This window comes from Falsihalocynthiibacter sp. S25ZX9 (assembly GCF_041205405.1).
GTDB classification, from domain to species: Bacteria; Pseudomonadota; Alphaproteobacteria; order Rhodobacterales; family Rhodobacteraceae; genus Falsihalocynthiibacter; species Falsihalocynthiibacter arcticus.
In genome coordinates, this window is sequence record NZ_JBGFCD010000009.1 from 153,813 (window position 1) to 178,283 (window position 24,471).

The 24,471-nt window shown below is 52.4% G+C and carries 21 protein-coding genes; 11 read left to right on the plus strand and 10 right to left on the minus strand.

The features are described from left to right. Nucleotides 1-16: 16 nt before the first annotated feature. On the minus strand, nt 17-988 hold the full coding sequence (locus tag AB9F29_RS12055) for a sialic acid TRAP transporter substrate-binding protein SiaP (RefSeq protein WP_335584585.1): 972 nt from the start codon (nt 986-988) through the stop codon (nt 17-19). Nucleotides 989-1,178: 190 nt separating this feature from the next. Here AB9F29_RS12055 and AB9F29_RS12060 point away from each other — a divergent pair, with 190 nt between their 5' ends. After that, complete coding sequence (locus tag AB9F29_RS12060) at nt 1,179-1,967, plus strand: GntR family transcriptional regulator (RefSeq protein WP_335584584.1); 789 nt, start codon at nt 1,179-1,181, stop codon at nt 1,965-1,967. A 4-nt stretch (nt 1,968-1,971) separates the two neighbouring features. On the opposite strand, the gene AB9F29_RS12065 is transcribed toward AB9F29_RS12060, so the two are convergent. The 6 genes from AB9F29_RS12065 to AB9F29_RS12090 all read right to left on the minus strand — a co-directional run bounded on the left by AB9F29_RS12065 (nt 1,972) and on the right by AB9F29_RS12090 (nt 6,895). After that, on the minus strand, nt 1,972-2,760 hold the full coding sequence (locus AB9F29_RS12065) for a DUF2189 domain-containing protein (protein ID WP_369755845.1): 789 nt from the start codon (nt 2,758-2,760) through the stop codon (nt 1,972-1,974). Between the two features lie 48 nt (nt 2,761-2,808). Further along, entirely contained in the window at nt 2,809-3,498 is a 690-nt protein-coding gene (locus AB9F29_RS12070) for a lysophospholipid acyltransferase family protein (RefSeq protein ID WP_369755846.1), read from the minus strand. A 140-nt stretch (nt 3,499-3,638) separates the two neighbouring features. Continuing rightward, nucleotides 3,639-5,051 carry a cardiolipin synthase gene (gene cls / locus AB9F29_RS12075; protein ID WP_369755847.1) on the minus strand — a complete coding sequence of 471 codons (1,413 nt, stop codon included), beginning with the start codon at nt 5,049-5,051 and terminating at the stop codon, nt 3,639-3,641. Between the two features lie 23 nt (nt 5,052-5,074). Then, on the minus strand, nt 5,075-5,917 hold the full coding sequence (locus tag AB9F29_RS12080; RefSeq protein ID WP_369755848.1) for a YihY/virulence factor BrkB family protein: 843 nt from the start codon (nt 5,915-5,917) through the stop codon (nt 5,075-5,077). 64 nt (nt 5,918-5,981) lie between these two features. Continuing rightward, a complete protein-coding gene (locus AB9F29_RS12085) occupies nt 5,982-6,500 on the minus strand; it encodes an HdeD family acid-resistance protein (RefSeq protein ID WP_039000327.1) in 519 nt (172 codons plus the stop codon). An 80-nt stretch (nt 6,501-6,580) separates the two neighbouring features. After that, a complete protein-coding gene (locus tag AB9F29_RS12090) occupies nt 6,581-6,895 on the minus strand; it encodes a metalloregulator ArsR/SmtB family transcription factor (protein WP_335584579.1) in 315 nt (104 codons plus the stop codon). Nucleotides 6,896-7,096: 201 nt separating this feature from the next. Here AB9F29_RS12090 and AB9F29_RS12095 point away from each other — a divergent pair, with 201 nt between their 5' ends. From AB9F29_RS12095 to AB9F29_RS12105, 3 genes are read left to right on the plus strand one after another with little or no spacing between them, the layout of a single operon-like run. Beyond that, nucleotides 7,097-7,981, plus strand: coding sequence for an MBL fold metallo-hydrolase (locus tag AB9F29_RS12095; protein WP_335584578.1), 885 nt, complete (start codon nt 7,097-7,099; stop codon nt 7,979-7,981). Between the two features lie 18 nt (nt 7,982-7,999). Continuing rightward, complete coding sequence (locus tag AB9F29_RS12100) at nt 8,000-8,335, plus strand: TIGR01244 family sulfur transferase (protein ID WP_369755849.1); 336 nt, start codon at nt 8,000-8,002, stop codon at nt 8,333-8,335. Between the two features lie 13 nt (nt 8,336-8,348). Continuing rightward, nucleotides 8,349-10,067: a SulP family inorganic anion transporter gene (locus AB9F29_RS12105; RefSeq protein ID WP_369755850.1), complete on the plus strand. Its 1,719-nt coding sequence runs from the start codon at nt 8,349-8,351 to the stop codon at nt 10,065-10,067. Here AB9F29_RS12105 and AB9F29_RS12110 read toward each other — a convergent pair. Both AB9F29_RS12110 and AB9F29_RS12115 read right to left on the minus strand, forming a co-directional pair. After that, entirely contained in the window at nt 10,064-12,229 is a 2,166-nt protein-coding gene (locus tag AB9F29_RS12110) for a M10 family metallopeptidase C-terminal domain-containing protein (RefSeq protein WP_369755851.1), read from the minus strand. The two genes, AB9F29_RS12105 and AB9F29_RS12110, sit on opposite strands and share 4 nt — an antisense overlap. Before the next feature lie 248 nt (nt 12,230-12,477). Continuing rightward, nucleotides 12,478-15,915: a calcium-binding protein gene (locus AB9F29_RS12115; RefSeq protein ID WP_369755852.1), complete on the minus strand. Its 3,438-nt coding sequence runs from the start codon at nt 15,913-15,915 to the stop codon at nt 12,478-12,480. A gap of 255 nt (nt 15,916-16,170) precedes the next feature. Between AB9F29_RS12115 and AB9F29_RS12120 the strand changes: the two genes are divergently transcribed. The 5 genes from AB9F29_RS12120 to ilvD all read left to right on the plus strand — a co-directional run bounded on the left by AB9F29_RS12120 (nt 16,171) and on the right by ilvD (nt 21,728). Then, the gene (locus AB9F29_RS12120) at nt 16,171-17,109 is read left to right on the plus strand and encodes a glycosyl transferase (protein WP_335584573.1); all 939 of its coding nucleotides are present in this window, start codon (nt 16,171-16,173) and stop codon (nt 17,107-17,109) included. 86 nt (nt 17,110-17,195) lie between these two features. After that, nucleotides 17,196-18,167, plus strand: a complete 972-nt coding sequence (locus tag AB9F29_RS12125; RefSeq protein WP_335584572.1) for a KpsF/GutQ family sugar-phosphate isomerase — start codon at nt 17,196-17,198, stop codon at nt 18,165-18,167. Next, the gene (locus AB9F29_RS12130; RefSeq protein WP_335584571.1) at nt 18,164-18,955 is read left to right on the plus strand and encodes a manno-octulosonate cytidylyltransferase; all 792 of its coding nucleotides are present in this window, start codon (nt 18,164-18,166) and stop codon (nt 18,953-18,955) included. The genes AB9F29_RS12125 and AB9F29_RS12130 overlap by 4 nt, the downstream gene beginning before the upstream one ends. Beyond that, a complete protein-coding gene (gene kdsA / locus AB9F29_RS12135) occupies nt 18,952-19,773 on the plus strand; it encodes a 3-deoxy-8-phosphooctulonate synthase (protein WP_369755853.1) in 822 nt (273 codons plus the stop codon). The genes AB9F29_RS12130 and kdsA overlap by 4 nt, the downstream gene beginning before the upstream one ends. Nucleotides 19,774-19,895: 122 nt before the next feature. After that, nucleotides 19,896-21,728 (plus strand): dihydroxy-acid dehydratase, encoded by a 1,833-nt coding sequence (gene ilvD, locus AB9F29_RS12140; RefSeq protein ID WP_369755854.1) that lies wholly within the window; start codon nt 19,896-19,898, stop codon nt 21,726-21,728. A 40-nt stretch (nt 21,729-21,768) separates the two neighbouring features. On the opposite strand, the gene AB9F29_RS12145 is transcribed toward ilvD, so the two are convergent. Beyond that, the gene (locus AB9F29_RS12145; protein WP_369755855.1) at nt 21,769-23,037 is read right to left on the minus strand and encodes a nucleotide sugar dehydrogenase; all 1,269 of its coding nucleotides are present in this window, start codon (nt 23,035-23,037) and stop codon (nt 21,769-21,771) included. A 207-nt stretch (nt 23,038-23,244) separates the two neighbouring features. Between AB9F29_RS12145 and AB9F29_RS12150 the strand changes: the two genes are divergently transcribed. Together AB9F29_RS12150 and AB9F29_RS12155 are read left to right on the plus strand one after the other, a co-directional pair. Continuing rightward, nucleotides 23,245-23,508 (plus strand): hypothetical protein, encoded by a 264-nt coding sequence (locus tag AB9F29_RS12150; RefSeq protein WP_335584567.1) that lies wholly within the window; start codon nt 23,245-23,247, stop codon nt 23,506-23,508. Continuing rightward, a complete protein-coding gene (locus AB9F29_RS12155; RefSeq protein ID WP_369755856.1) occupies nt 23,508-24,455 on the plus strand; it encodes a hypothetical protein in 948 nt (315 codons plus the stop codon). The genes AB9F29_RS12150 and AB9F29_RS12155 overlap by 1 nt, the downstream gene beginning before the upstream one ends. Nucleotides 24,456-24,471 lie beyond the last annotated feature (16 nt).

Here is a 24,471-nt window from a genome sequence, read left to right on the forward strand (position 1 = left end):
CCACAATCCGTTCAGATCAAAGCTCGCCGAGGCGCTTGTAGTGATCCAAAGTGTATGGAACGCCGTCGCCAGTGAGCAATGGTTTCACAGCTGCTTGGAAAGGAGCTTTGTCAATTTCATTGACCGTGATGCCTTGATCGCGGAACCAAGAAATAAGATCTGTCTCGGCTTGATAAATTTCGTCCGACGATCTCTTGGCAGCTTCAATAAGAACTTCGCGTACCACGGCTTCGTCATCACCCAAACGCGCAAGAGCGTCGTCGGAAGCGATGATCAGAAGGGAGTTTAGGATGTGGCCTGTAAGGTTAATGTTGGATTGAACCTCATAGAACTTCTTGAACTGAATTGTTGGAAGCGGGTTTTCTTGTGCGTCAACAACACCTTGCTGAAGGGCAAGATAAACTTCGGAGAACGCCATTGGTGTTGGGTTTGCGCCAACTGCATTCGGGAACATCAACATAAGCGGTGAGTTAGGCACACGGATCTTAAGACCCTTCATGTCTTCTGGCACCAAGATTGGCTTGTTGGATGTCACGTGACGCTGGCCATAATAGACGAGGCCCAAAACTTGGTTTCCAGTTGCTTCATGGTAACCTTCGGACAGCTCAGCAAAGAGTTCGCTTCCACGATAGGATTCCCAGTGATCAAATCCACGCATGATGAATGGGTAATCGGAAATTGCGATGGGGCCATAATACCGCTCAACAAAGCTTGGGCCCGTATAGATAACGTCTACAGCGCCGATGCCGAGACCTTCGTTGATTTCAACTTCTTTCCCAAGCGAAGATGCTGGAAAGACTTTCATTTCAACGCGACCATCAGTCTTCTTAGCAATCTCTTCTGCGGCCCATTCCGCGTTTTTATGATACGGCGAACCGATCTCATAAACATGCGCAAACTTTAGTGTTTCCGTCGCAAATGCAACCGAAGCGGATGTCATTGCAAGTACGCCTGCGGCCAAGGCCGTCGTGATTTTAGTAAATTTCATTGTATCCTCCCATTAGCTTGAAAAACTCCAAGCCTATCCAAATCGCCCGAAAAAACAGAGCTACTGCGTTTCTTGACGGCTTCTAGTATAATTAGTATACAAGTTATTAACGAAATCAAGGCGGAAAATTTTGTTCAATAAGAGCGGCTTGGTGTAGAAGCTTTGAGGAATCACCCTGGGAGGGGAAGAAATGGCAAAGCCAATTGTTGCAAGTTCGCCTGCCCAACGTCGCCGTCGCGCGCCGAATTCTGCCCCAGAGGGCCGCATGGGCTTACTCAAGCGTTCAACCTCCACAATTTCGGATTCAATCTACAACCGTCTGCACGCTCAGATCATTAGCCTTGAGCTTCCTCCAGGCACGCCAATTTCAGAAAACGCAACGGCGCTCACCGAAGGTGTAAGTCGTACACCCGTGCGCGAAGCGATCCTACGTTTATCGGACGAGAAGCTGGTTGAAGTGGTGCCGAAATCGGGAACCTTCGTCGCAAGGATACCGGTTTCCGCCCTCCCCGAAGCGCTTATTGCACGTCGCGCTCTTGAGGCGGTGACCGTGCGCTCGGCCACACGTTTGGCCACACGCAGCCAGATTTTGAGTCTCCGGGCCTGTGTTGAGAGACACCGAGAAATTACGGACCGAGCGAACATAAGCGCCCTTCATTTGGTCGACGAAGAGTTTCACGCGACCATCGCCTCAATCGGTCGCCTCCCCGGCCTTTGGAAGCTCATTCAACAGGTTAAAGTGCAAATCGACAGGTATCGATGCTTAACCCTAAAGCTTCCAAAAGAGCGACGCGCCGAAATGGTCGAGAACGAACATATGGCGATTATTGAAGCCATGGAAAGCGGCGACGGTGATGGCGCCGTTGCAGCAATGGAAGCCCACCTAACGGGCCTACAGTTGCATTTCGCAGTCGGGATAAATTTGTACCCCGATTATTTCATTCATGACATCGACTTGAATGAATTCGCCGATATTTAAGGCCTCAAACGGGAAAATATAGCGCCCGACGATAGAGGTGCCACGTCGCGTGCCCCAAGATCGGCAGCGCAACAAAAAGCCCGAGGAAATAGGGCAGCATGGCCGCAAGCATCGAGAGGCCGATGACCCCCGCCCAAACCAACATGACGATCTTGTTTTCGGCCACGGTTTTTACGGAAACAATCATTGCGGTCACAAAATCGATTTCCCGGTCCAAAAGAAGCGGCAGGGAAACCACGGTCAGGGCATAAACCAGAAACGCGACCAAACCGCCAACGATAAACTCAAATCCGATGAGCATCTGTCCTTGGGGTGTCGCGAATATTTCCCACGAGGTCGAGATATTGGTGAGTGACATATTGCCCAGAAAAAGGGCCAGCGACATATGGGCAAAGAAGCTCCAAAACAGGAAAATGATGACCAGAATTGCGCCAACCCATGGGACTTGCCGCCCCCGTTCGCGCCAAACGACGCCCAAAATATCCGACCATCCCAACGGCTCGCCAACCTCAAGCCGTCGACTGACCTCATAGAGGCCAACCGCGGCAAAGGGCGCCACGAGGGGAAACCCAAGCGAAAGCATGAGAGTCCACGCAAATGTCCCCGCGCCACTGACACCGAGGATAATGCCGCAGATCACGTAAAAACTGCTGAAAAATACACCAAAAAGCGGCGCCCGTTTGAAATCACTCGCGCCCATTGCAATACAGGCCCGAAGCTCAAATAGGGTAATTTTGCCAATTTCTGGCGGGTCCGAGGCCTCTAGCCGTGGTTTGTCGTGTGTGTCCTGCATGCGTTGCGTATCCCCTTTGGGAAAGGCTAGCCTGCGACTAGACGCAAATCAATCGTGAGGACGCGTTCGCCGCACGTTGATGTCAAGTTTTGCATCCACACGCTCAGTTATGTCGTCTAGCGAGGCTTCCAGTTGAAGCCTTAGACGTTCCATTTCGACCTCTGACACTTTGCGCGGTACTTCGTGCGGCCACCGCTCGCAATACCGAACACCTTTGTTAAACGGCCACGCCACCATCGCTTGATCCCATGAGGCTCCGAAAATCTTGTGCCGCTTGGTTGCAAATGCGGCAACAAAAATTGGGCAACCGGTTGCGCGCGCCCAAAGCAAAGGCGCGGTTTTGGCAACGCGGGCGGGGCCAGTTGTTCCGTCCACCGCGATCCCCACCGAAACGCCCTCGCGCATTTTTCGTAGAACCTCGCGGGACATAGAAAAACCGCCCTCTCCCTTGGGCATCGCGATGGTTTCAAATCCAAATTCGGTTTGCACGAGCCCAGCCATGCGCCCGCCCTTTGCTTCCGACGTTAGCGAGCAAATTCGTCCCGCTTTGAGGTCAAACAGATACGGCGCCATGAGGAGGCGCTGGTGCCACAGAACAACGATGATCGGACCGTTTTTAAGAGCCGCCCGCATGTCTTCAAAGCCTTTGCTTTCCCAACGGGTTGTCAGCCAAACAAAGCGCACATAATTAGCCAGAATTTTGGCAACAATCCGGCTCACAGCCCGACTGTTTACCATCTTTTTTCCAAGCGATTGCTTCTTTTTCCCCGACATATTTCCCCGAGCGATTTTTGTTTTCTGGAAGGTGTGCCTATAAAGTCCTCGTTGGTACGTCAAACTTCTGCGGAAGGGAACGCAATTAATGGATCTTGCGACAGCTAAAGCAGAGGGGCGAATAGACGCGCGATCGGCGCACCGACGCGCAACAATCTCGACTTCTCGTTAAGGTTATAGGCCACCATTTTACAACGCGTGAAATCTTCTTCCAACATTGCCGCCACGGCGCACGCGGCTCGCTTATCAAAAACCATAACCGTAGCCTCGAAGTTTAACCGACAGGAGCGGTTGTCCATATTTGTTGTACCAATTGATGCGATTGCCTCATCAACGACCAGAACTTTCTGATGCATGAACCCGTCTTGATACTTCAAGATCTTCACTCCGACCTCGCGCAATTCGTCAAAAAAGGCGAAGGCTGCCAGCCATGTAAGATAGTGGTCGGCCTTCTCGGGTACCATGATCCGAACGTCGACTCCGCGCAGGGCTGCCAGCTTCAAAACGGTCAGAATATCAACATCTGGAACCAAATAGGGGGAGGCAATCCAAATCCGGTTTTTCGCGGCGGAAATAGCGGCACAGAAATAGAGGCTGCCTGTTTCGAGAGTATCCGCAGGGCCCGTGGCCATAAGCAGCGCATCCATATTTTCGGGCGCACGTGTGGGTGACCAATTCAGATTGTCCCCCAAAACCTGCTTTGTCGCCCAGTGCCAGTCTTCGGAAAACACGAGTTGGAGTTGCAACACGACAGGCCCGATCAGGCGGCAATGCGTGTCGCGCCATGGCCCAAACGCGGGGTCACGTCCCATGTATTCGTCCCCCACATTGAGGCCGCCTGTAAACCCAATCACACCATCAACCACCAAAGTTTTGCGATGATTTCTAAAGTTGATTTGAAACCGTGTGCGTGGCCCGTGAAGGGAATGGGCATTTACTGTCTCGATGCCACTATCTTCGAGTTCCGCCAAATATTCAGTGGGTAGTTTTGAACTTCCAACCGCATCAAATAGGAGGCGCACATGGACACCACGAAGCGCGGCATCAATGAGTTTCTGTTTAAACTCGCGGCCAAGGGTATCGTCTTTGATGATATAGAACTGAACGAGGATGTAGCTTTTTGCACTGTCGATGGCGGCAAACATACTCGAAAATGATGCGGCCCCATTTACAAGAATCTCCACAGAATTGCCCGAAACAATGGGGGCCTGTGCGATACTCTCAAACGCTTGATACCCGACATTGTCGTCATCGCCAACTGGCTCAAATTCCTTCGCGAATGCCGCGATCCTCGCAATAACGCGTTGGGAATCCCGTCGTGCAACGATGTACCCTTTGAAGCGAAAATTCCCAAGAAAGAGATATGCTGGAATGCCGATCATTGGCAGACCAAGGAGCAAAAAAACCCAGGCCACGGACCCTTGCGGCGTGCGCGCGGACGCCACCGCGAAATAGGCGAAAAGCATAGCCGTCGTCCAGAGAACGATGGTACCGATTAGAAGGAGAAACACCAGCATCGCCACCCCTTTCCTATTGCGGTTTAAGTTTGGTTTTCGCTTTGTTTAAGCTCAATGAGGGCTTCATTGAAAGAGGCCCCCAAAATCAGAAGGGCGGCAATGAGATAGAGAAACATCAACCCGGACATCACCCCCGCGAGGCCCGCATAGGTCACGCTATAGTTCGCGAAATTCCCCAAATAAAAGGTGAACAGCTTTGCAAAAACGACCCAAAGCGCGATTGTCAGCAAAACACCTGGCCATACGGACCGAAACGAACGCTTGGCGCCCGTCAAAATGGTATGGCATGCAAAAACGCCGAAGATCAGGGGGGTCGCAGCCAATAACACGCGCAAAAATTCGTTATTGAGCACTTCTAGCGGCAAAATTGGAATCACATCCTGAAAGTACGAGAAGTAGATCGGCAGGCCAACAAGAAGGACGGCCACACCAATCAACGTAATGGTGCCACACAAAACGAACAATATGCAGGTTAGCCGCTTGCGCCAATAGGGCCGGAGGTCTGGTCTACGATAAGACTTTGAAATCGCGCGGCGAATAGCATCAACACCCGTCGACGCGAAGAAAACGGTGAGGAGCAAGTTCAATGTGAGGGTTTGCCCAGAGCCTTGGGCCAGAACCGCACGCAGTTCACGCATAATCGGTTCGGCGACGACATCGGGCCAACCGCCAAAAATCAATTCCATCATTTCGGTGGTATTCAAGCTTGTGGTTAACTGACTGGCCAATGCGAGCAGGAAGATCGTAAACGGAAAAATGGCCATCATAATGGCCATAGCAACGTGGCTGCACATTATCCAACCATCGCGAGCATCAAAATCTTTGAGAGCGATAAAGAACGCTCGAAAGACCTGATTAGTTGTCATTTGTCGGGCCCATTGTCAAAACTTTCGCCCCCCCTCGCAGCAGAGCTACGAGGGGGGAAGTGTATTAAGCCGTGGCGGCTTTGCTATTCAGAGACATCATAATCAGGGAAACGCCGCTTGAAATCAACTCAATAGCCAACAACACACCAAGAATCGTAACGGCAGATTGAGGAAAGTCTGAGAAAATCATCAAAGCCAAGATAACCGACAACGCGCCCGAAATAAGGACAGGCCAAAAAGCGCCCGTTCCTTTGAGAGAGAATGAGACGACGACCTTGGTGATGCCGATCACAAGAAACAGAATCGCAACCAAAAGGGTAAGCGAGATAATCCCAGCGAACGGATTATTTAACAAGGCAACGCCAAGCACAATGCTCACACCACCAGCAAGGGCTGGCCATACTTTACTACCCGTACCCTCATGTTTGAGCGCCGCATAGAGCTGCACAACGCCACCGATCAGGAACGACCACGCCGCGATTGCGGTCGCCGTGAGAGTTGCGGCAAGGGGATTAGCAAGTGCGAGAATGCCCCCAGCGACGAGGACGATACCAGCTATAAACCACAATAACCAATGTTTCATTTTATATATCCTTTTGATGGACTTAACCTAAATCAGACTCTGCGCATAATAACCTTCGTCAGGCGACAATTCTAATAGGCTTACGTAATTTGAGTCGGCGCACAGTAGATTTTGTGCAACACAGATAAGACGGCTTCAGCTTCCTTCGAGGCGACGCTGTAATAGATCGTTTGCCCGTCGCGGCGTGTTTTGACCAGCTCTGCGGCGCGTAGCTTTGCCAAATGGTGAGACATTGCAGGCTGAGACAGTCCGCAAATTTCGGTGAGCACTTGCACCGATTTCTCGCTCCCTAAAAGATGACAAAGAACCTTGAGTCGTACGGGTTGTGATAGCATATTCATTAAATGAGCTGCGGCGTCCAAATGATCGTCCAGCGCGTTGATTGAGATATCCATGAATTTACCCCTTGTATATACGCAAGTGCTTATATAAGTATTTATCAATAGAAACGCCGAAACGCAAGCCGTTCTGTGTATCTAAGTAAGAAAACAAATGTTGTCTCTACCCAAAAACGCTCTCTTTAATACTAGAACTTCTAAACTATCGTGAGGTTCGACCATTTTGGAAAAGCGCCAATGCTGAACTAGGAGGACGCTATGTCTGGTTATCCCGTTGATATGAAACAAAAAACAAATGTTGAGGCCTTCTTTGATGAGGCGACAAATACCATCAGCTATGTGGTCTCAGATCCGGACACCAAAACCTGCGCCGTCATCGACAGCGTGATGGATATTGATTACGCTGCGGGTCGCATAACCTATGAGCACGCGGACAAAATCATCGCATTCATTCGCGAAAACGGCCTTAACCTTGAATGGATCATCGAGACTCATGTCCATGCCGATCACCTCTCGGCCGCCCCTTACATTCAAGGAATTCTTGGCGGGAAAATCGGCGTTGGCGACCAAATTTTGGTGGTTCAGGATACCTTCGGAAAAATCTTCAATGAAGGCACAGAATTCCAACGAGATGGTAGCCAATTTGATGCGCTATACAAAGATGGCGACACCTATAAGATCGGATCCCTGAACGCGTTTGCGATGTACACACCGGGCCACACGCCAGCCTGTATGGTTCATGTCGTGGGCGACGCTGCGTTCGTGGGCGACACGTTGTTCATGCCCGACGGCGGCTCAGCACGGGCAGATTTCCCAGGCGGAGATGCGGGCGAACTCTATGACAGCATCCTCAAAGTATTGAAACTGCCTGACGATATGCGGTTGTTCATGTGTCACGATTACGGACCAAATGGCCGCGATATCGCTTGGGAAACAACCGTGGGCGAAGAAAAAGAACACAATATCCACGTCGGAAAAGGCAAAACACGGGAAGAATTCGTGAAGTTCCGGACCGAACGCGACGCCACGCTCGGAGTTCCAAAACTTATCATTCCGTCGCTTCAAGTGAACATGCGGGCGGGTGAAGTTCCGCGCGACCCAGACGGCAACCCCATGCTTAAAGTGCCCGTAAACAAGCTCTAGATCCAAGGAGATCCAAACGTGTCTAACATCAGAAAAGTCACAGAGATTTTCTCTGTGAGTGAGCAAGTATTGCCCAGCCAAATGGAAAGAATTGCAGAACTTGGGTTTAAAACAATCATTGATAATCGCCCGGATGGTGAAAGCTCTGACCAACCAAACTTCGTTGAGATTGAGCGCGTCGCGCAAAAACTTGGCCTTAAAGCGATCTATATCCCTGTTGTGAACGGTCAGCCCACGGAGGCCGCGGCAAAAGATTTAAAAGCAGCACTTGGCGACACGCCAACTCCGGTCCTCGCCTATTGTCGTTCTGGCGGTCGGTCGATGGCGTTGTGGACACAGGCAATGGAAAGTTAAGTTAGGCAAAAACATGCATAGATACCTGCCAATTCTCACGTGGGGTAAGACCTATTCCCGCACGGCATTTTCCAACGATATGGTCGCCGCGTTGATTGTGACGATCATGTTGATCCCACAATCGTTGGCCTACGCATTGCTAGCAGGGCTACCACCTGAAGCGGGTCTCTATGCATCCATCCTCCCGATTATCCTTTACGCCATTTTCGGGACCAGCCGCGCGCTCGCCGTAGGGCCGGTTGCAGTTGTCTCCCTGATGACCGCGGCGTCCATTGGCGCCATCGCGGAGACGGGTACGGCGGGCTATGCAATCGCAGCCCTGACGCTCGCCTTTTTGTCGGGCGGCTTCTTGCTGCTTATGGGGATCTTCCGTCTCGGCTTCCTCGCCAATTTCCTGTCGCATCCCGTGATCTCCGGTTTCATTACAGCCTCAGGCGTGTTGATTGCCGCGAGCCAGCTCAAGTATATCTTTGGCATTTCAGCGCAGGGACACACCCTTCCTGAACTTGTCACTTCCCTTTTCAATGGCCTGCCGCAAACCAACTTTATCACCCTTACCCTAGGCGTTTTGGCCACCGCATTTTTGTTTTGGGTCCGCAAGGGACTTAAACCTCTGCTGTTGAAAGCAGGGCTGTCGGCCACGGGCGCGGAGTTTGGCGCCAAAGCTGGACCCGTTTTCGCGGTGGCCCTGACCACTGTGGCGGTCTTTGCGCTCGGTCTTAAAGATATGGGTGTCGCAATTGTGGGCGAGGTCCCGCAATCCCTTCCGCCATTCACCCTTCCCGATATCTCTCCAGACCTACTGTCGGCCCTCATCGGACCCGCGATTCTAATTTCGGTGATTGGGTTTGTAGAAAGCATTTCCGTGGCCCAAACACTGGCAGCAAAGAAGCGCCAACGCATCGACCCAAACCAAGAACTCATTGGGCTGGGCGCGGCCAATCTCGGAGCGGCTTTTACCGGTGGTTTTCCCGTGACTGGCGGCTTTTCCCGCTCGGTTGTGAACTATGACGCAGGGGCCGAAACGCCCGCCGCTGGGATTTTCACCGCTATGGGCTTGGCCGTTGCCGCCCTTGCCCTGACGCCGCTTATTTTCTTTCTTCCTAAAGCGACCCTTGCCGCCACCATCATCGTTGCTGTGATGAGTCTGGTGGACTTTTCGATCCTCAGAAAAACATGGGCCTACTCAAAAGCCGATTTTGCCGCCGTTTTGACGACAATTGTCATCACACTGGGAGCTGGCGTTGAAATCGGCGTTTCTTCAGGCGTTGTGCTGTCCATATTGGTACACCTGTTCAAATCCTCACGCCCCCATATGGCCATTGTGGGACAAGTGCCGAACACCGAACATTTTCGCAATATTTTGCGTCACGAGGTTGAGATCCACCCCGAAATCCTGACGCTCCGAGTGGACGAAAGTCTGTATTTTGCCAACGCGCGTTTCTTGGAGGATCAAATCTATGACCTTGCCGCTCAGCGCCCAGATTTGAAGCATGTGATATTGCTCTGTTCCGCAGTGAACGCGATTGACATGAGCGCCCTGCATTCACTTGAGGCCATCAACGAGCGGCTTGCAGCATCCGGTGTTACCTTTCACTTGAGCGAAGTGAAAGGCCCCGTGATGGATCGCCTTCTGCGCATTGATTTTCAGAAAAAACTCAGCGGCCAAATATTTTTGTCACAACATCAAGCGATAACGACGCTAACTTTACGCACCGCAGAAATGGGTTAAGCTAGGAGGTCGAATGACTCTCCGTCTGAAGTGACAATCATGTGACCCACTTGTGCCCCGTCGGTAAGAAGCCAAACGGCGCGCCCTGTTCCAGAGTAAACGATGTAGGCATCTTGAATGTTGTCATTGCCGAGTCGGCCGTTGGAGTCGCTGGCATGGCCATAAACAACGGAAAAATCACTGCGTGTCGCACTTCCACCCATAAAGAGACGATCTCCTTGGGAGTGGTTGAAGTCCGTTATAACATCGCGACCGTCGACAGAAGTTCCAGAGTGGTAAAACTTATCTGCCCCTGATCCACCAGTGATTTCATCGCTGCTTCCGCCACCATTAAACAGGTCACTACCGGGACCGCCGTCGAGGAGGTCGGAGTATGAGCCGCCATACAACGTGTCGTTTCCATAGCCCCCATAGAGACGATCTTCGCCGGCATCTCCAAATACAAAATCGTCGCCAGAGCCCCCACCTATGAGGTCATTCCCATCGCCACCATAGACGCGGTCATTGCCAGCGTCGCCGTAGATTGCGTCATTTCCATCAGCCCCATAAAGTCGGTCTACTCCATTCCCTCCATGCAAAGCGTCTGAGCCATCGCCGCCACCAAGAAGGTCGTTACCATTGGCGCCATAGAGGTCGTCATTACCTGCCTCGCCGAGAACGGTATCATTCCCCTCTCCTCCGCCAAGAAGATCATTGGCATACCCGCCCTCCAGCCGGTCGTTGCCGGTGCCACCAACCAATCTATCGTTTCCGTTGCCACCCAAGAGCCTGTCATTGCCCCCGTAACCGATCAAGACATCGTTGCCGTCGCGTCCATCTATATAATTGCGAGCACTGTTCCCAGTGACTCTGTCTTGGCCACTCCCCGCTATGTAGTGTTCAATCGTCGTCCCTGCTGAAATGGCTATATTCCCAATCAACCCAAAGGCATCCGAAACATACCCAGCCCGCAACTCTATACGCTGATCGTTTGTATCGTTTGAGAAGTTAATTATGTCGATTCCATCACGGTCATAGATCGTGAACGTGATGGGATCTCCGCCATAGATTGAGGCGTTGGGGGAAACTGTGGCATTCCACAAGTCCGCCATATATCCACCGTGCGTGTTGCCAACCCCATAGGTCGTATTGCCAGCTGACACCGAACTGGCACCCGGCGTTCCATAGAGGTCTTGAATCGCTACGATATCCGAACGCATGGCGGTGACCACCCCAGCTCGACTGGCCGTAATAGCGGTGTTTTCCGTTTGGTCAAAATACGACATAACTGACATTTGCCACGAGTCATTGCTGAATTCTTCGTCCGCGCCATATTCTGCGTCGCCGTTGTAATTCCCTTGATGACCAAGGCCAAGAGCGTGCCCGATCTCATGAAGATAGGTTGAGAAACTATAGCTATCTAAGGATGTGCCGTAACTCGCGATCCAAGAGGAGTCTATGGAAACAGTCGCGGAGTTCGTTGTTGTCCCGCTGGCGGAATAACCAGAAGAAGCCCCTCCTGAGGAGGGTTCGTCGAATTCAATATCTGCGGAACCCGAAATTTCGACAAAGTCAATGTTTGCAACCGCTTCCCAAGCCTCAAACGCCCAGCGCGCAAGTTGCTGCGCCCCCGAAGAAAGCCCTGTGATATCCACTGAAATCTGATTGGAAGAGCTGGTATCAAACGTATGCCGATTGCGCCCTGTATCGTTCCAATACCCGTCAGTGAGATAGGCGGCCATCGCATTGATTGACCCTATGGACGGCGCGGCCTCGGCTTCTATATTCAGCGAATACGACCCTGATGACGCGCTCTGATAACTGCCTGCCGAAAGATAATAGGTGCCCGAAGATGTCGCTGTGAAGGAGAGTTCCGAATTGTAGCCATTACTATCATCATTTTCAGCGATTTCGGTTCCCGAGGAATTATGAACACGCAAATAGGGGTCGTCCAAAGTATTTCCATCAAGGGAAACCGTATAGCGTTGCCCCGCGGTCAATGTAACGCGTACCCAGTCGTAGTTGTCGCTACCTGAGGTCAACGACCCTGAGAACGTGTCGCCGACGGACAGAAAAGCCGTCGTCGCAGTGCTTCCCGCGGCATCACCGTTCTCAGATCGCGCTGCAAAATCGACAATGTCACTTTCCAACTCAGAATTCTGATCGACGCGAAGCGCAGGCATAACTATTCCCATTCATACTTTGTTGTGCGAAAACTGGTTCCGCGGTGGTCCTATTATCGTGCATTTCTCCGAAAAAATGAAGTCGAAACACGTTTCCGAAGATCTGTAAGTGCCCTTCGTTGGAAAAAACATAAGTCATTGTCCAATTGAGCAAAATTGTTCAACTTTTAGGATAGAGTTCTCTGCCTTCGAAATTACGTCAAAGGTTTGCTCATTTTATGGCACTCATTTTAAACATCGTTCGCAGGTTAATTCATCAGGTCAAACGTCGCACCGGCGGAGTTTATATTGATCTGATCCAGAGCGGCCCCATCAATTAAAATCCAAGCGGTTTGCCCTGTGGGAATATAAACAATATGCGCCTCACGAATATTATCGCTGCCCATGCGCTGCCCATTTGTTTCACTGGAGTGTTGCAGAACAACTCTAAAGTCGTTCTCTGAGGCCGCGTGCGAGAAAAGCAACCTATCACCTTCCCTGCCATCATAATCCATGACTGTGTCCGTTCCGTTCCCCCAATAGCTATTGTGATAGAACCTATCCGCACCCATTCCGCCGTGAAGCCTGTCATTACCGATCCCACCAACCAAAAGATCATTACCGACCCCGCCATAAAGCGTGTCCGAACCTACACTGCCGTTTAGCGTGTCGTTGCCATCCCGACCCATGATGACGTCATTTCCATACCCGCCATTGACATAATCATGGCCAGAGCCGCCGTCGATCACGTCGCCTCCATCTGCTCGAGAGCCGCCGCCAAAAAGGAAATCATCCCCGTCGTTGCCAAAAAGCCGATCAACCCCGTCACCGCCATAAATCCGGTCATTTCCGGCTTCACCGTATAAAGTGTCGTTGCCCGCGCCACCTCCAATGAGGTCAGAACCATAGCCACCGAGGACTAGATCGTTACCCGCGCCGCCCAATAGGTCATCGTTGCCAAGGCCGCCATAAAGGCGATCGTTGCCTGCGTCACCGTTCAATATGTCGCGATCGGACCCACCTGAAAGCGCGTCGTCGCCATTCCCCCCGTAGAGGAAATCATACCCGTCGCCACCCTGAAGATAGTCGTTCCCGTGGGACCCATAGAGCCTGTCATTTCCATCCTCGCCCCGAAGGGTGTCGGCTCCTATTCCCCCACCCAAGAGATCGTTCCCCTGACCGCCATACAATTGGTCATTACCCGTGCCGCCCAAGAGGTCATCATTGCCAAGGCCGCCATAAAGGCGATCATTGCCAGCGTCACCGTTCATTATGTCGCGAAGGGACCCTCCCGAAAGCGCGTCGTCGCCATCTCCCCCGTAGAGGAAATCATAACCGTCGCCACCCTGAAGGTAATCGTTCCCGTGGGACCCATAGAGCCTGTCATTTCCGTCCTCGCCCACCAGGGTGTCATTCCCCAAGCCTCCACCCAAAAGGTCGTTCCCCTGGCCGCCATACAATCGATCATTCCCAGAACCTCCTAAAACGTCATCGTTGCCAACGCCGCCATACAGCCGATCATTGCCAGCGTCGCCGTATAATTTATCGCGATGGTACCCTCCCGAAAGGACGTCGTCGCCATCCCCCCCAAATAAGGTGTCATATCCGGTTCCACCGTCAAGATAGTCGTTCCCCCAATACCCATTGAGAAGATCATTCCCTGCTTCTCCAAAAAGTTGGTCACCCCAAGTTCCGCCGTAAATCATGTCGTTTCCAAGGCCGCCACGAAGATAATCAGCACCAACTCCGCCAGCAATAAGATCATCTCCATCAAGGCCATAGATTTTGTCGTTGCCATCTAGTCCAAAAAGTCGATTTCCATCGTTGTTACCCGTTATCGTATCGGCTTGATTGGTTCCTGATACGTTTTCCACCTCCTCAATTGTGTCTTTATTTCCAAAGCCATCCCATGCCACGCCCACATGCAAATTGACCAATACGCCAGATGTGCCACCGCTGGCGGCATCATAAACATATGCCACGGTGTCATCCCCGCGCCCCCCTAAGAGGTAATCTGCCCCCGCGAGACCGACCAGAATGTCATCCCCGTCGCCTCCATCGAGAGTGTCGTTGCCGCCGTAGCCACGCAAGAAATCAGCCCCTCCTAATCCATAGAGAATATCAACAGCACTAGACCCTTCCATCACGTCGTTATCTGCACTGCCATTGCGCGCACCTTCGGGTAAAATCCACGAGACCGGAGTATGGGTCGCATTCACGATCGTCATTCCAGCGAGTGTGGAATGGTAAATAGGCTGGCCATTGGCAGACATAAGGCTGATCACTTCTTCTCCAAAGGTCAGCAGTGCGCCACTTGATGTCGTTGTGACCGTAAGCTGTTCGATGCTCCTGAAGAGCGTAAATCCCGAGAGATCAAGAATGTCCAAAGTGGCATCAAAGTCGAGGATTGTGTCGCGTTGACCATCTTCGGACAGGATAAATGTGTCGTGCCCTGCGCCGCCCCGCAGCTGATCCACCCCTGATCCATCCATGAGAATATCGTCGCCCGCACCCCCCGAAATCTCGTCGTCTCCGTTTGCGCCAAACAGAATATCGTCACTGGCCGAACCGGTTATCGTGTCATTGCCACCCGTACCAGTTCGCGTTTCTCCCACCTCACCTATTGTCGCAGTAAGCTGGGTAATTCCGGCCTCCACGCCACTCGCCGCAAAAATTTGCAACTCGCCGTTCTGGTCAGACATCGTCACAGCTGAAATATTTTCCAAGGCCATTTGGACGGTGTCAGCCATGCTGGTTAAATGATGCAACCGACCATCAGGCAAAAGAGTGAACAGACTCAACCCATCATCCGCCCCCCCGACCAGAACATAGGTGCGCCCATTACTCACGATGGTTTCCATTGTTGTTACATTCTGAAACCGCGTCGAGAGGTCATCAATGACATGATCGACTGGCACAAGAGTTCCACTGCCATACATCCGCAGAACGGAAATGGACGAACTCCCCCTTGCGGCGACCAGGACATAATCTCCACTGTTATTAGAGACCGTCGAGATCGCCGAAATGTCGCTAATCCCAAGGCCTTGCTCCGTGCCCATGCTTCCAACGGATGTAAGCGTTCCGTCGCCTCCAATACGATAACTCGTGACATTGTCGAGCGACGCGGACCCGACCAAAAGGTACGTTGCGGAAGCATTGGTAAGGGTTTTCATCCCCGCCACATCTTCGCCCGTCTGCCCGCTCGACAAGGCTTCAGGCCCCCTTTGGGTCATCACTCTGTCGCTATCAATTCCATAAATCGAGATGCCAGCAATGCCCGAGTGCGCCGAGAAAAGAAACATCGACTCTGCCACCATGACACAAGTTACATCCCGCAAATTCGCCTCAAATGGAACGTCACTAGCGAAAGTCTCAAGTTTCGAAAAAACCCCCGATGAAGCATAAGTGAAGGACAGCAAATTATCAGCCTGCAAACCCGAAGAAATGACATAAGTGCCGCCCTCCATTGTGAAGGTTTCAAGTGCTGTCGCAACTCCAGGGACTTCGATTTGACTATAGGCAGTCTGGCTTCGGAAAAGCGCATCCGAACCAGAACCCAACTGATAAGACGTCACGCCATTGCCAACTTGGGACGCCGCATACAACGATGCCACCCCATCATTCCACTGAACAGCCATGTCGGAAATACCCGACCAATAGCTCTCATGGCCGCCCAAAAGCGTTGTTTTGTAAGAGAAATAAGCCACGCAGGCTACCCCATTTGTTATACTGCGCCCACACGCATGCTGGGAAGATAGCGGCCAGATGGATAACAAAACGTTTTCCAAATGTGGCACCCATAAGGCATTTACAAACAATCCTTAACAAATGCGTTTTGAATACGCCCTTTAAGGTCGGCGGTTCCCCCTGTGTTACAAATCCTTTTTGAAGCTTAAAACCTGTGCTAGAACAGCGGAAACGAGCGTGCATACCGCTCATTTTTACAAACGCAGGAACGGTCCTTGAAGATAGAGTCGGAAAATAAACAGGTCGCAATTTTGATGGCTACTTATGAACCTTGCGAGACTCTCGTGGAGCAAGTGGTGAGCTTTCAAGAGCAAGTGGCTGAGGACTTGTCCTTGATCGTCAGCGACGACTCTGAAGGGGAGCCTTCGGCTTTTTTGCGTCTCACACTTGAGCGGTTCTCCAAAGGCCCTGTAACGCTAGCAAGTGGCCCTCGCGAGGGGTTTGCTCAGAATTTCCTTTCGCTCATTCGCTTGGCTGGCCCCGATGTCGCCTACGCTTGCCTCTCGGATCAGGACGACGTCTGGTTTCCGGCAAAAATAGAACGCAGCCGTAATATGCTGGAAATCGAACCCGCAGATATTCCAACAATTTACTGCAGTCGGACCCTAAGGTGTGACAACGAATTAAAGTCGCTCCGACTGTCCCGGATGCCTGCCCGAACCCTCGGGTTTCCACATGCGTTGGTCCAAAATGTGGCGGCGGGAAACACGATCATGATGAACCGTGCCGCGCTTGATTTGCTGCAGGACGCCAGCTTGGAAGCGGGTGCAATTGTGGCCCATGATTGGTGGATTTATCAGATGATCACAGGTGTGGGCGGAAAGGTTATTTTTGATCAGGAACCGTCGCTTTATTATCGCCAACATGGCGGCAATCTCATCGGCGCGAATGTTGGCACCGCTGCCCTCCTCACGCGGACGCGCATGGTTGCCAACGGCAGGTTCAGCGAATGGAACGATATCAACATCGCCGCGCTGCGCCGCTCTGCGCATCGGTTTACCCCCGAAAACCAACGTCGCCTTGCACTGTTTGCGCGGGCGCGACGGCGGCGCGGGATTGCGCGCTTAAATGATCTGCAGAAAGTTGGCGTCTATCGGCAAACTAAATTTAGCAACGCCGCAATGTGGAGTGCCATCGCCCTTGGCAAAATCTAGCGGGGAAATTTTTACCCTATGTTGATTTCCCCCATTTGAGTTTAAGACCGTGCCAAACTGGTAAAAATTGCACCAAGGGACCAAACGTGACCCAACCTCGCCTCTCTCCGGAAATAATCAATGCCATTGGCGCCCGTGTTTTGCTGTCTGAGGGCGAAGCACTGGTTCATTTTGCCCAAAACCTGACGCCTGAATTCCATGTTGCCGTTGAAAAGATGCTCAAGTGCGAGGGGCGCATTATTCTCTCTGGGATTGGAAAATCGGGTCATGTTGCGCGCAAAATAAGTTCAACACTCGCGAGCACAGGCACGCCCTCGTTTTACGTTCACCCTTCGGAAGCAAGCCATGGCGATCTGGGAATGATCCGCCCCGAAGATGTCTGCATCCTGATTTCGAACTCGGGCGAAACTTTTGAGTTGGGTGACATAATCGCCCACACCCGCCGCTTCGCGATCCCAATGATTGCCATCACAAAACGGCCAGAGAGTGCGCTCGGATCAGCCTCTGATGTGACCCTAACCCTGCCCGATGTGCCCGAAGCCTGCTTGATTGGTATGGCGCCGACAACATCAACAACACTGTCACTTGCCCTTGGGGATGCCCTCGCGGTGGCCCTGATGGAACTTCGGGAATTCAAGCCCGAGAACTTTCGCACCTATCACCCCGGCGGCAAACTTGGCGCACAACTCATCAAGGTCAGCCAGTTGATGCACGGTGGGACAGCGGTTCCGATTGTCGCCGCCGAAACCCCGATGTCCGAAGCGATTTTGACAATGACTTCAAAAGGGTTCGGGATTGCGGGCGTTGTAGAAAACGGCCGCCTCATCGGGGTGGTTTCAGATGGGGATTTGCGCCGCAACCTCGTAGGGCTGATGGAGAAAACCGCACGGGAAGTGGCGACCCTCAATCCTGTCACGATCCGCGGCGACAGCCTTGCAGAAGAAGCGCTGCGCGTTTTGAATACGAAAAAGATCGGCGCCCTTCTGGTTGTCGACGACACGAATGCGCCAATCGGCGTGCTAAACATCCATGATTGCCTGCGGGCGGGGGTTGCATGAAAACAGTTATTCTAATTCCGGCGCGGTTCGCGTCTACGCGCTATCCAGGTAAGCCACTGGTCAAACTGACATTGCCGGATGGCACACAAAAATCGCTTATTCAAATGAGCTATGAGGCCGCCAAATCAGTACGCGGAGCGGATGAAGTTTTCGTAACAACCGATGACGAGCGGATCGCCGAGGCTGCACGCGCCTTTGGTGCCGATGTTATCATGACCTCCGAGAATTGCGCCAACGGCACAGAACGTTGCGCAGAAGCCATGCAAAACGCAGGATTAGAAGCCGATATTATCGTTAATTTGCAAGGCGATGCCCCCTTGACCCCACCTTGGTTTGTTGAGGCCCTCATCGACGAGCTGGAGCGTGACAATTCCGTGGGTATGGCAACGCCCGTTCTGCGCTGTGATGCCCAAACCTATGCCCTTTTCACCGAAGACCGCCGCAACAATCGCGTTGGAGGAACAACAGCCATCTTTAACAAATTCAAAGACGCGCTGTATTTCACCAAGGAAGTCGTCCCTTATGTCGACCCTAATAAAATTCCAAACCCAATCCCCGTTTTCCATCACGTTGGCGTCTACGCCTATCGCCCCGATGCCCTCGCCGATTATGGCAGTTGGGAAACAGGCCCGCTTGAAAGACTCGAAGGATTGGAGCAACTCCGTTTCTTGGAAAACGGCCACCCCATTCGCTGTGTTGAAGTGGACGGCAGGGGGCGGGTATTTTGGGAACTCAACAATCCACAAGATGTCGCACGCATTGAATCCGTTCTAGGAGCCCAGTTATGAGCAAGATCGTAAACATCGGTGATATCGAAGTTGGTGGTAAAAATCCGTTTTTCCTCATCACCGGACCATGCCAGCTAGAGTCCCTTGAGCATTCGCGCATGATGGCCGAGAAGATCGCTGAAGCATGCGAGCCGACAGGAACGAAGTTCGTTTTCAAGGCCAGCTACGACAAAGCCAATCGCAGTTCCATCGGGACAGAGCGCGGGCTTGGCGTTGACAAGGGTTTGCAAATTTTGGGCGATATTGCCCGCGAGTTTAATGTTCCCGTGATTACCGATGTGCACCTTCCTGATCATTGCGCCATCGCCGCCGAAGTTGTCGACGTCTTGCAAATCCCTGCGTTTTTGTGCCGCCAAACCGACTTGCTCCTCGCAGCAGGCGAGACTGGCAAGGTGATCAACGTGAAAAAGGGTCAGTTCCTTGCGCCTTGGGACATGGGCAATGTCGCCGAAAAAATCGCAAGTACGGGCAATGATAACATCATGCTGTGTGAGCGCGGCACGAGCTTTGGGTACAACACTTTGGTTACCGATTTCCGTGGCCTGCCAACGATGGCCGCTACGGGCTACCCCGTCATTTTCGATGCGACTCACTCGGTTCAACAACCCGGCGGGAAGGGCACGTCTTCGGGCGGTCAGCGCGAATTTGCGCCCGTTTTGGCGCGTGCAGCAGTGGCGGTTGGGGTTGCTGGTTTATTTATCGAAACACACCAAGATCCGGACAACGCGCCAAGCGACGGGCCGAACATGATTCCGATTGATCAAATGGGCGCCCTGATTGCAAACTTGCGTCGTTACGACGCGATTTCCAAAGAGTAATTACCGTCCTGAGGGCGTGTTCCTTAAACCGTGAACTCGAATACTGCTAATCCCCTAGTTTTCTGGTGCGAGCAGTGATATTTGCCGTTCGTCAAACAAGTATTTCGAAAGGCAGGTGCGCTGTGCCACCCTTAAAATCAAAAACCTCGACACATGGTCGCAACATGGCAGGGGCCCGTGGCCTTTGGCGTGCGACCGGCATGAAAGACGACGATTTCGGCAAGCCGATTGTTGCGATTGTGAACTCATTCACGCAGTTTGTTCCCGGACACGTACACCTCAAAGACTTGGGGCAAATGGTTGCGCGCGAAGTCGAAGCCTCGGGTGGTGTTGCCAAAGAATTCAACACCATCGCGGTGGATGATGGCATTGCGATGGGTCACGACGGGATGCTTTATTCCCTGCCCTCACGCGAAATCATTGCCGACTCGGTTGAGTATATGGTCAACGCGCATTGCGCCGATGCCATGGTTTGCATTTCAAACTGCGATAAAATCACTCCTGGTATGTTGATGGCCGCGTTGCGGTTGAATATCCCAGTTGTGTTTGTTTCCGGTGGCCCAATGGAAGCCGGCAAAGTTGTGCTGGATGGCGAAGAACGGTCCCTTGATCTGGTCGATGCAATGGTTGCCGCAGCTGACGAAACCATGAGCGACGACGATGTGGCTGCGATCGAACGCTCTGCTTGTCCAACCTGCGGTTCTTGCTCGGGTATGTTCACCGCGAACTCGATGAACTGTTTAACCGAGGCGCTTGGATTGGCGCTTGCGGGGAATGGTTCGGCACTAGCGACACACTCTGATCGTAAAGAATTGTTCCTCGAAGCGGGCCGTTTGGTCGTTGACCTTGCGCGCCGCTATTACCACGAAGAAGACGAAAGCGTTTTGCCGCGCAATGTGGCCACAAAAGCTGCGTTTGAAAACGCCATGACGCTCGATATCGCCATGGGCGGCTCTACCAATACGGTTTTGCACTTGCTCGCCGCAGCGCACGAAGGCGAAATCGATTTCGACATGTCCGACATCGACCGCCTTTCACGTGGCGTTCCGGTTTTGTGCAAAGTTGCGCCTTCGATTGCCAATGTGCACATGGAAGACATCCATCGCGCGGGTGGCATCATGGGCATTTTGGGCGAATTGGATCGCGCAGGATTGCTGGATACAACCGTCAACAACATCCACGCGGGCACCCTTGGGGCGGCCTTGGATAAATGGGACATCAAACGCACAGACGACGCAGCGGTGCACGAATTCTACCGTGCTGCACCGGGCGGAGTTCCCACGCAGGTCGCGTTCTCGCAATCACGGCGCTACAAGGCGTTGGATGATGATCGGGAAACCGGCATTGTGCGCTCAGCAGAGCACGCATTCTCGCAAGACGGTGGTTTGGCCGTGTTGTTTGGGAACCTCGCAGAAGACGGCTGTATCGTGAAAACGGCAGGTGTTGACGACTCGATCCTCAAATTCACTGGCCCTGCGAATGTTTTTGAAAGCCAAGATGACGCGGTTTCCGGCATTTTGACCCGCAAAGTGGCGAAGGGCGATATTGTCTTGATCCGCTATGAGGGACCACGCGGTGGGCCGGGGATGCAGGAGATGCTCTATCCCACGAGCTATCTAAAATCCCGCGGCCTGGGCAAAGCCTGTGCGCTTGTGACGGATGGACGCTTCTCGGGTGGCTCTTCTGGGCTTTCCATCGGGCACGTTTCTCCTGAAGCGGCCGAAGGTGGAACGATTGGACTGGTGGAGCAAGGCGATCTTATCGAGATCGACATTCCAAACCGGACGATCAATCTTGCTGTTTCGGATGAGGTTTTGGCCGAACGCCGTGCCAAACGGGACGCTGAAGGCTGGGTGCCCGCAAAACCACGCCCACGCAAAATCACGACAGCCCTGCGGGCCTATGCCGCGCTGACATCAAGTGCCGCAAAAGGCGCTGTTCGCGTCGTTAAATAAAACAACGGGTTGCGCTTCGACGATCGAAGCGCAACCCTATTTATGCAATACTATGTGTTTCCACGGTTTGAAATTTCGACAAATCCATCGCAAGCCCCGTTGCGTTTGAAACAATAACAAGCTCCCAATTCCCCGCCTCTGCGTCTTTGCGATTTATCAAGAGTGAATCGATTTGGGGAAGTGTTGAATAAAGATACCCCAAGTTATGACCGCGTAGTTTTTCAGGCGAAAGACAGGGGTCGAAAATTCGCAGACGAAATCCAGCCTCGAGGAGTTTGCGCGCCAAATCCACGTTTGGACTCTCGCGTAAATCATCTGTCCCCGCTTTGAACGCCAACCCTGCCATCAGCACCTCGGACTCGGGCATCAGGTTGCGCACGATTTGGTCAAACTGGTGATTTTTATGCGCGTCGTTAGAGCGAATGAGACTGTCGATTAGATGTGTGTTCGCGCCAACGTCGCTTGCGATATATTGCAACGCCCGCACGTCCTTTGGAAGGCATGAACCGCCAAATGCGCCGCCCGGGCGGGTGTAATACGGGGAGATGTTGAGCTTAGTGTCCGAGACAAAAATTTCATGTACCTGCTTTGCGGACACGCCCATTTTCTGGCAAAGCCGCCCAAACTCATTTGCAAAAGCAACCTTCACAGCGTGCCACGAATTGTCCACAAACTTGGTAAATTCGGCCTCTTCAAACTGGGTAACAAAAACCTGCGCCTCAATGTTTTTGTTAAGTTCGTCCATGACAGCATTGGGTTTTCCGTCCGCCGTGCCGATGACAATTTTCGGCGGATTAAAGTAGTCGTTAATCGCCTGTGCCTCGCGCAAAAACTCAGGGTTATAGACAAGATCGACCTTGTCACTCCACGCCTCGCCCATGCTGGCTTTGAAAATCGGTATCACAAGTTTGCGAATTGAACCGGGGCGCATGGTCGAACGAAAGACTACTGTCAGTTTTTTTACAGGGTCCGTGCGGGCGATATTGGTCGCGATTTGGCGGGAAACATCCGCGATATATCGCATATCATGCGCGCCATCGATCCCGCTCGGCGTACCGACACATACGATGGCCATATCCGCATCCAACAGCGCGTCTTTCACCGATTTTGTGGCCGATAACCGCCCAGATTTGAAGGATTTCTCCATGAGCTCCTGAAGTCCGGGCTCTTCAAAGGGCGCTATGCAATTGTTAACATCGGTGATTTTGGTGTCGCTTACATCGACGCCGATGACTGTGTGCCCCTCACTTGCGATGCAACACGCTGCGGTGAATCCGACATATCCCATTCCGAAAATAGAAATCTGCATTGTGACGGCCCCAAGTTCAGTAAAAACACCTCAATTTGTACAGTGGGTGATGAATTAGGGATACGAAAAAGGAGCTAGTGGCAACTTGTTAACTCTCCTTTTGCGAGAGTGAAGGCCAAATGCAACACAACCGAGCGTTGCGTTGTCAACCGCTTAGGCCCGCTCGGGATATAAACACCTATCCCTTTCAACTCAGGAGACTCCAAAATGTTAGACCGCTACGAAGGTATTGCACCTGTTTCAAACGGCCCTGCAATTGACGCATTTGATATTGTTCCCAATGACACATCCGAATTGCCCGAAGTCACCCGCGCCCTTTTTGTGGGCCAAGGCGGCACAATTACTGCTGTGACGAAATCTGGAACAACCGTCACGTTTGAGAACGTCACAAATGGTGCGATTTTACCGCTGCGTATCTCCAAGGTGCTGGCCAGCGGCACCACCGCGCTCGCTTTGGTGGGATTAGTATAATGATTGGTTTGGGTCTTCCGCTTTGGCCGAACGCGCCCGCCGTGCAACCCGATACTTTAGGGTTGAAAATGCTGTGCGATTTCACAACAGGTTTCGCCGTTCTGAACGAAAACATCGTTCACATTTCGGATATCTTTGCGTGCACGCGTACAACTGAAGGGCGTTTGGAGGACGGAACAGTTTTCGCTCCAAATACCCTTCGCCTCTCCACACAAGGCCTCCTCATTGAAGAGGCCCGAAATAACGTCTTGCTAAACAGCTTCGCGCCAACCAACCAAACAGTCACATTGGCGGCGGGCACCTATACGTTGTCCGTTGGCGCAGGTGGATCAGCCTCCCTATCTGGAGCGGCGTCAGCCTCTGCGTCCGCAGGCTCAAGCGACACGTTTACTTTGTCCGGATCGGGCAATGTAGACTTGGCGGTGACGGGAAGCCCCATTTGGGTTCAACTCGAAGACGGCGCATTTTCCACCTCACCAATCGCCACGGGAACCACTTCGGTGACGCGATCTTATGATCGCGTCCAACCCCATGATCTCGGTTGGTTTACGCCTGACAACATGACCTTCACAATCGAATGGGAGCAGCTTCAAAACGGTTCTCTCGCGAGCAATGGTGTCGGGAATGTTGCGAGGTGGTCCGGAAATGCTGGCTATTCGCGTATTCGAGCGGGCAGTGCCACCTTTGCCCAAATCAGGAACGAAGCTGGCACCCTTGGCATGAATTCCGGAGTTGGCGGCGGCACAGTCGTGGGCATTCACACAATGACGCTCACGAGCAACGCTTCTGAATTCAAGATCGAGTGGTCGGAAAGCTTAAACGGAAGCGCGGGCAGTGTAACGTCGCAAAATGGACCGGGAGCAGCCCATGTTTCATCGATGAATATCGGCGGAAACTTGGGTGGCGAATTCATAAACGGATTCATACGAAAAATATCGATAACTTAATAACTCCAGCTCGCAG

Bases quoted from the DNA above. Each gene is read 5' to 3' on its own strand.
- AB9F29_RS12145 (WP_369755855.1), bottom strand. From the start codon at position 23,037: ATGCAGATTTCTATTTTCGGAATGGGATATGTCGGATTCACCGCAGCG.
- AB9F29_RS12095 (WP_335584578.1), top strand. From the start codon at position 7,097: ATGTCTGGTTATCCCGTTGATATGAAACAAAAAACAAATGTTGAGGCC.
- cls (WP_369755847.1), bottom strand. From the start codon at position 5,051: ATGCTGGTGTTTCTCCTTCTAATCGGTACCATCGTTCTCTGGACGACG.
- AB9F29_RS12150 (WP_335584567.1), top strand. From the start codon at position 23,245: ATGTTAGACCGCTACGAAGGTATTGCACCTGTTTCAAACGGCCCTGCA.
- AB9F29_RS12155 (WP_369755856.1), top strand. From the start codon at position 23,508: ATGATTGGTTTGGGTCTTCCGCTTTGGCCGAACGCGCCCGCCGTGCAA.
- AB9F29_RS12070 (WP_369755846.1), bottom strand. From the start codon at position 3,498: ATGGTAAACAGTCGGGCTGTGAGCCGGATTGTTGCCAAAATTCTGGCT.
- AB9F29_RS12080 (WP_369755848.1), bottom strand. From the start codon at position 5,917: ATGACAACTAATCAGGTCTTTCGAGCGTTCTTTATCGCTCTCAAAGAT.
- AB9F29_RS12085 (WP_039000327.1), bottom strand. From the start codon at position 6,500: ATGAAACATTGGTTATTGTGGTTTATAGCTGGTATCGTCCTCGTCGCT.
- AB9F29_RS12060 (WP_335584584.1), top strand. From the start codon at position 1,179: ATGGCAAAGCCAATTGTTGCAAGTTCGCCTGCCCAACGTCGCCGTCGC.
- AB9F29_RS12130 (WP_335584571.1), top strand. From the start codon at position 18,164: ATGAAAACAGTTATTCTAATTCCGGCGCGGTTCGCGTCTACGCGCTAT.
- kdsA (WP_369755853.1), top strand. From the start codon at position 18,952: ATGAGCAAGATCGTAAACATCGGTGATATCGAAGTTGGTGGTAAAAAT.
- AB9F29_RS12090 (WP_335584579.1), bottom strand. From the start codon at position 6,895: ATGGATATCTCAATCAACGCGCTGGACGATCATTTGGACGCCGCAGCT.
- AB9F29_RS12110 (WP_369755851.1), bottom strand. From the start codon at position 12,229: ATGCCTGCGCTTCGCGTCGATCAGAATTCTGAGTTGGAAAGTGACATT.
- AB9F29_RS12055 (WP_335584585.1), bottom strand. From the start codon at position 988: ATGAAATTTACTAAAATCACGACGGCCTTGGCCGCAGGCGTACTTGCA.
- AB9F29_RS12105 (WP_369755850.1), top strand. From the start codon at position 8,349: ATGCATAGATACCTGCCAATTCTCACGTGGGGTAAGACCTATTCCCGC.
- AB9F29_RS12065 (WP_369755845.1), bottom strand. From the start codon at position 2,760: ATGCAGGACACACACGACAAACCACGGCTAGAGGCCTCGGACCCGCCA.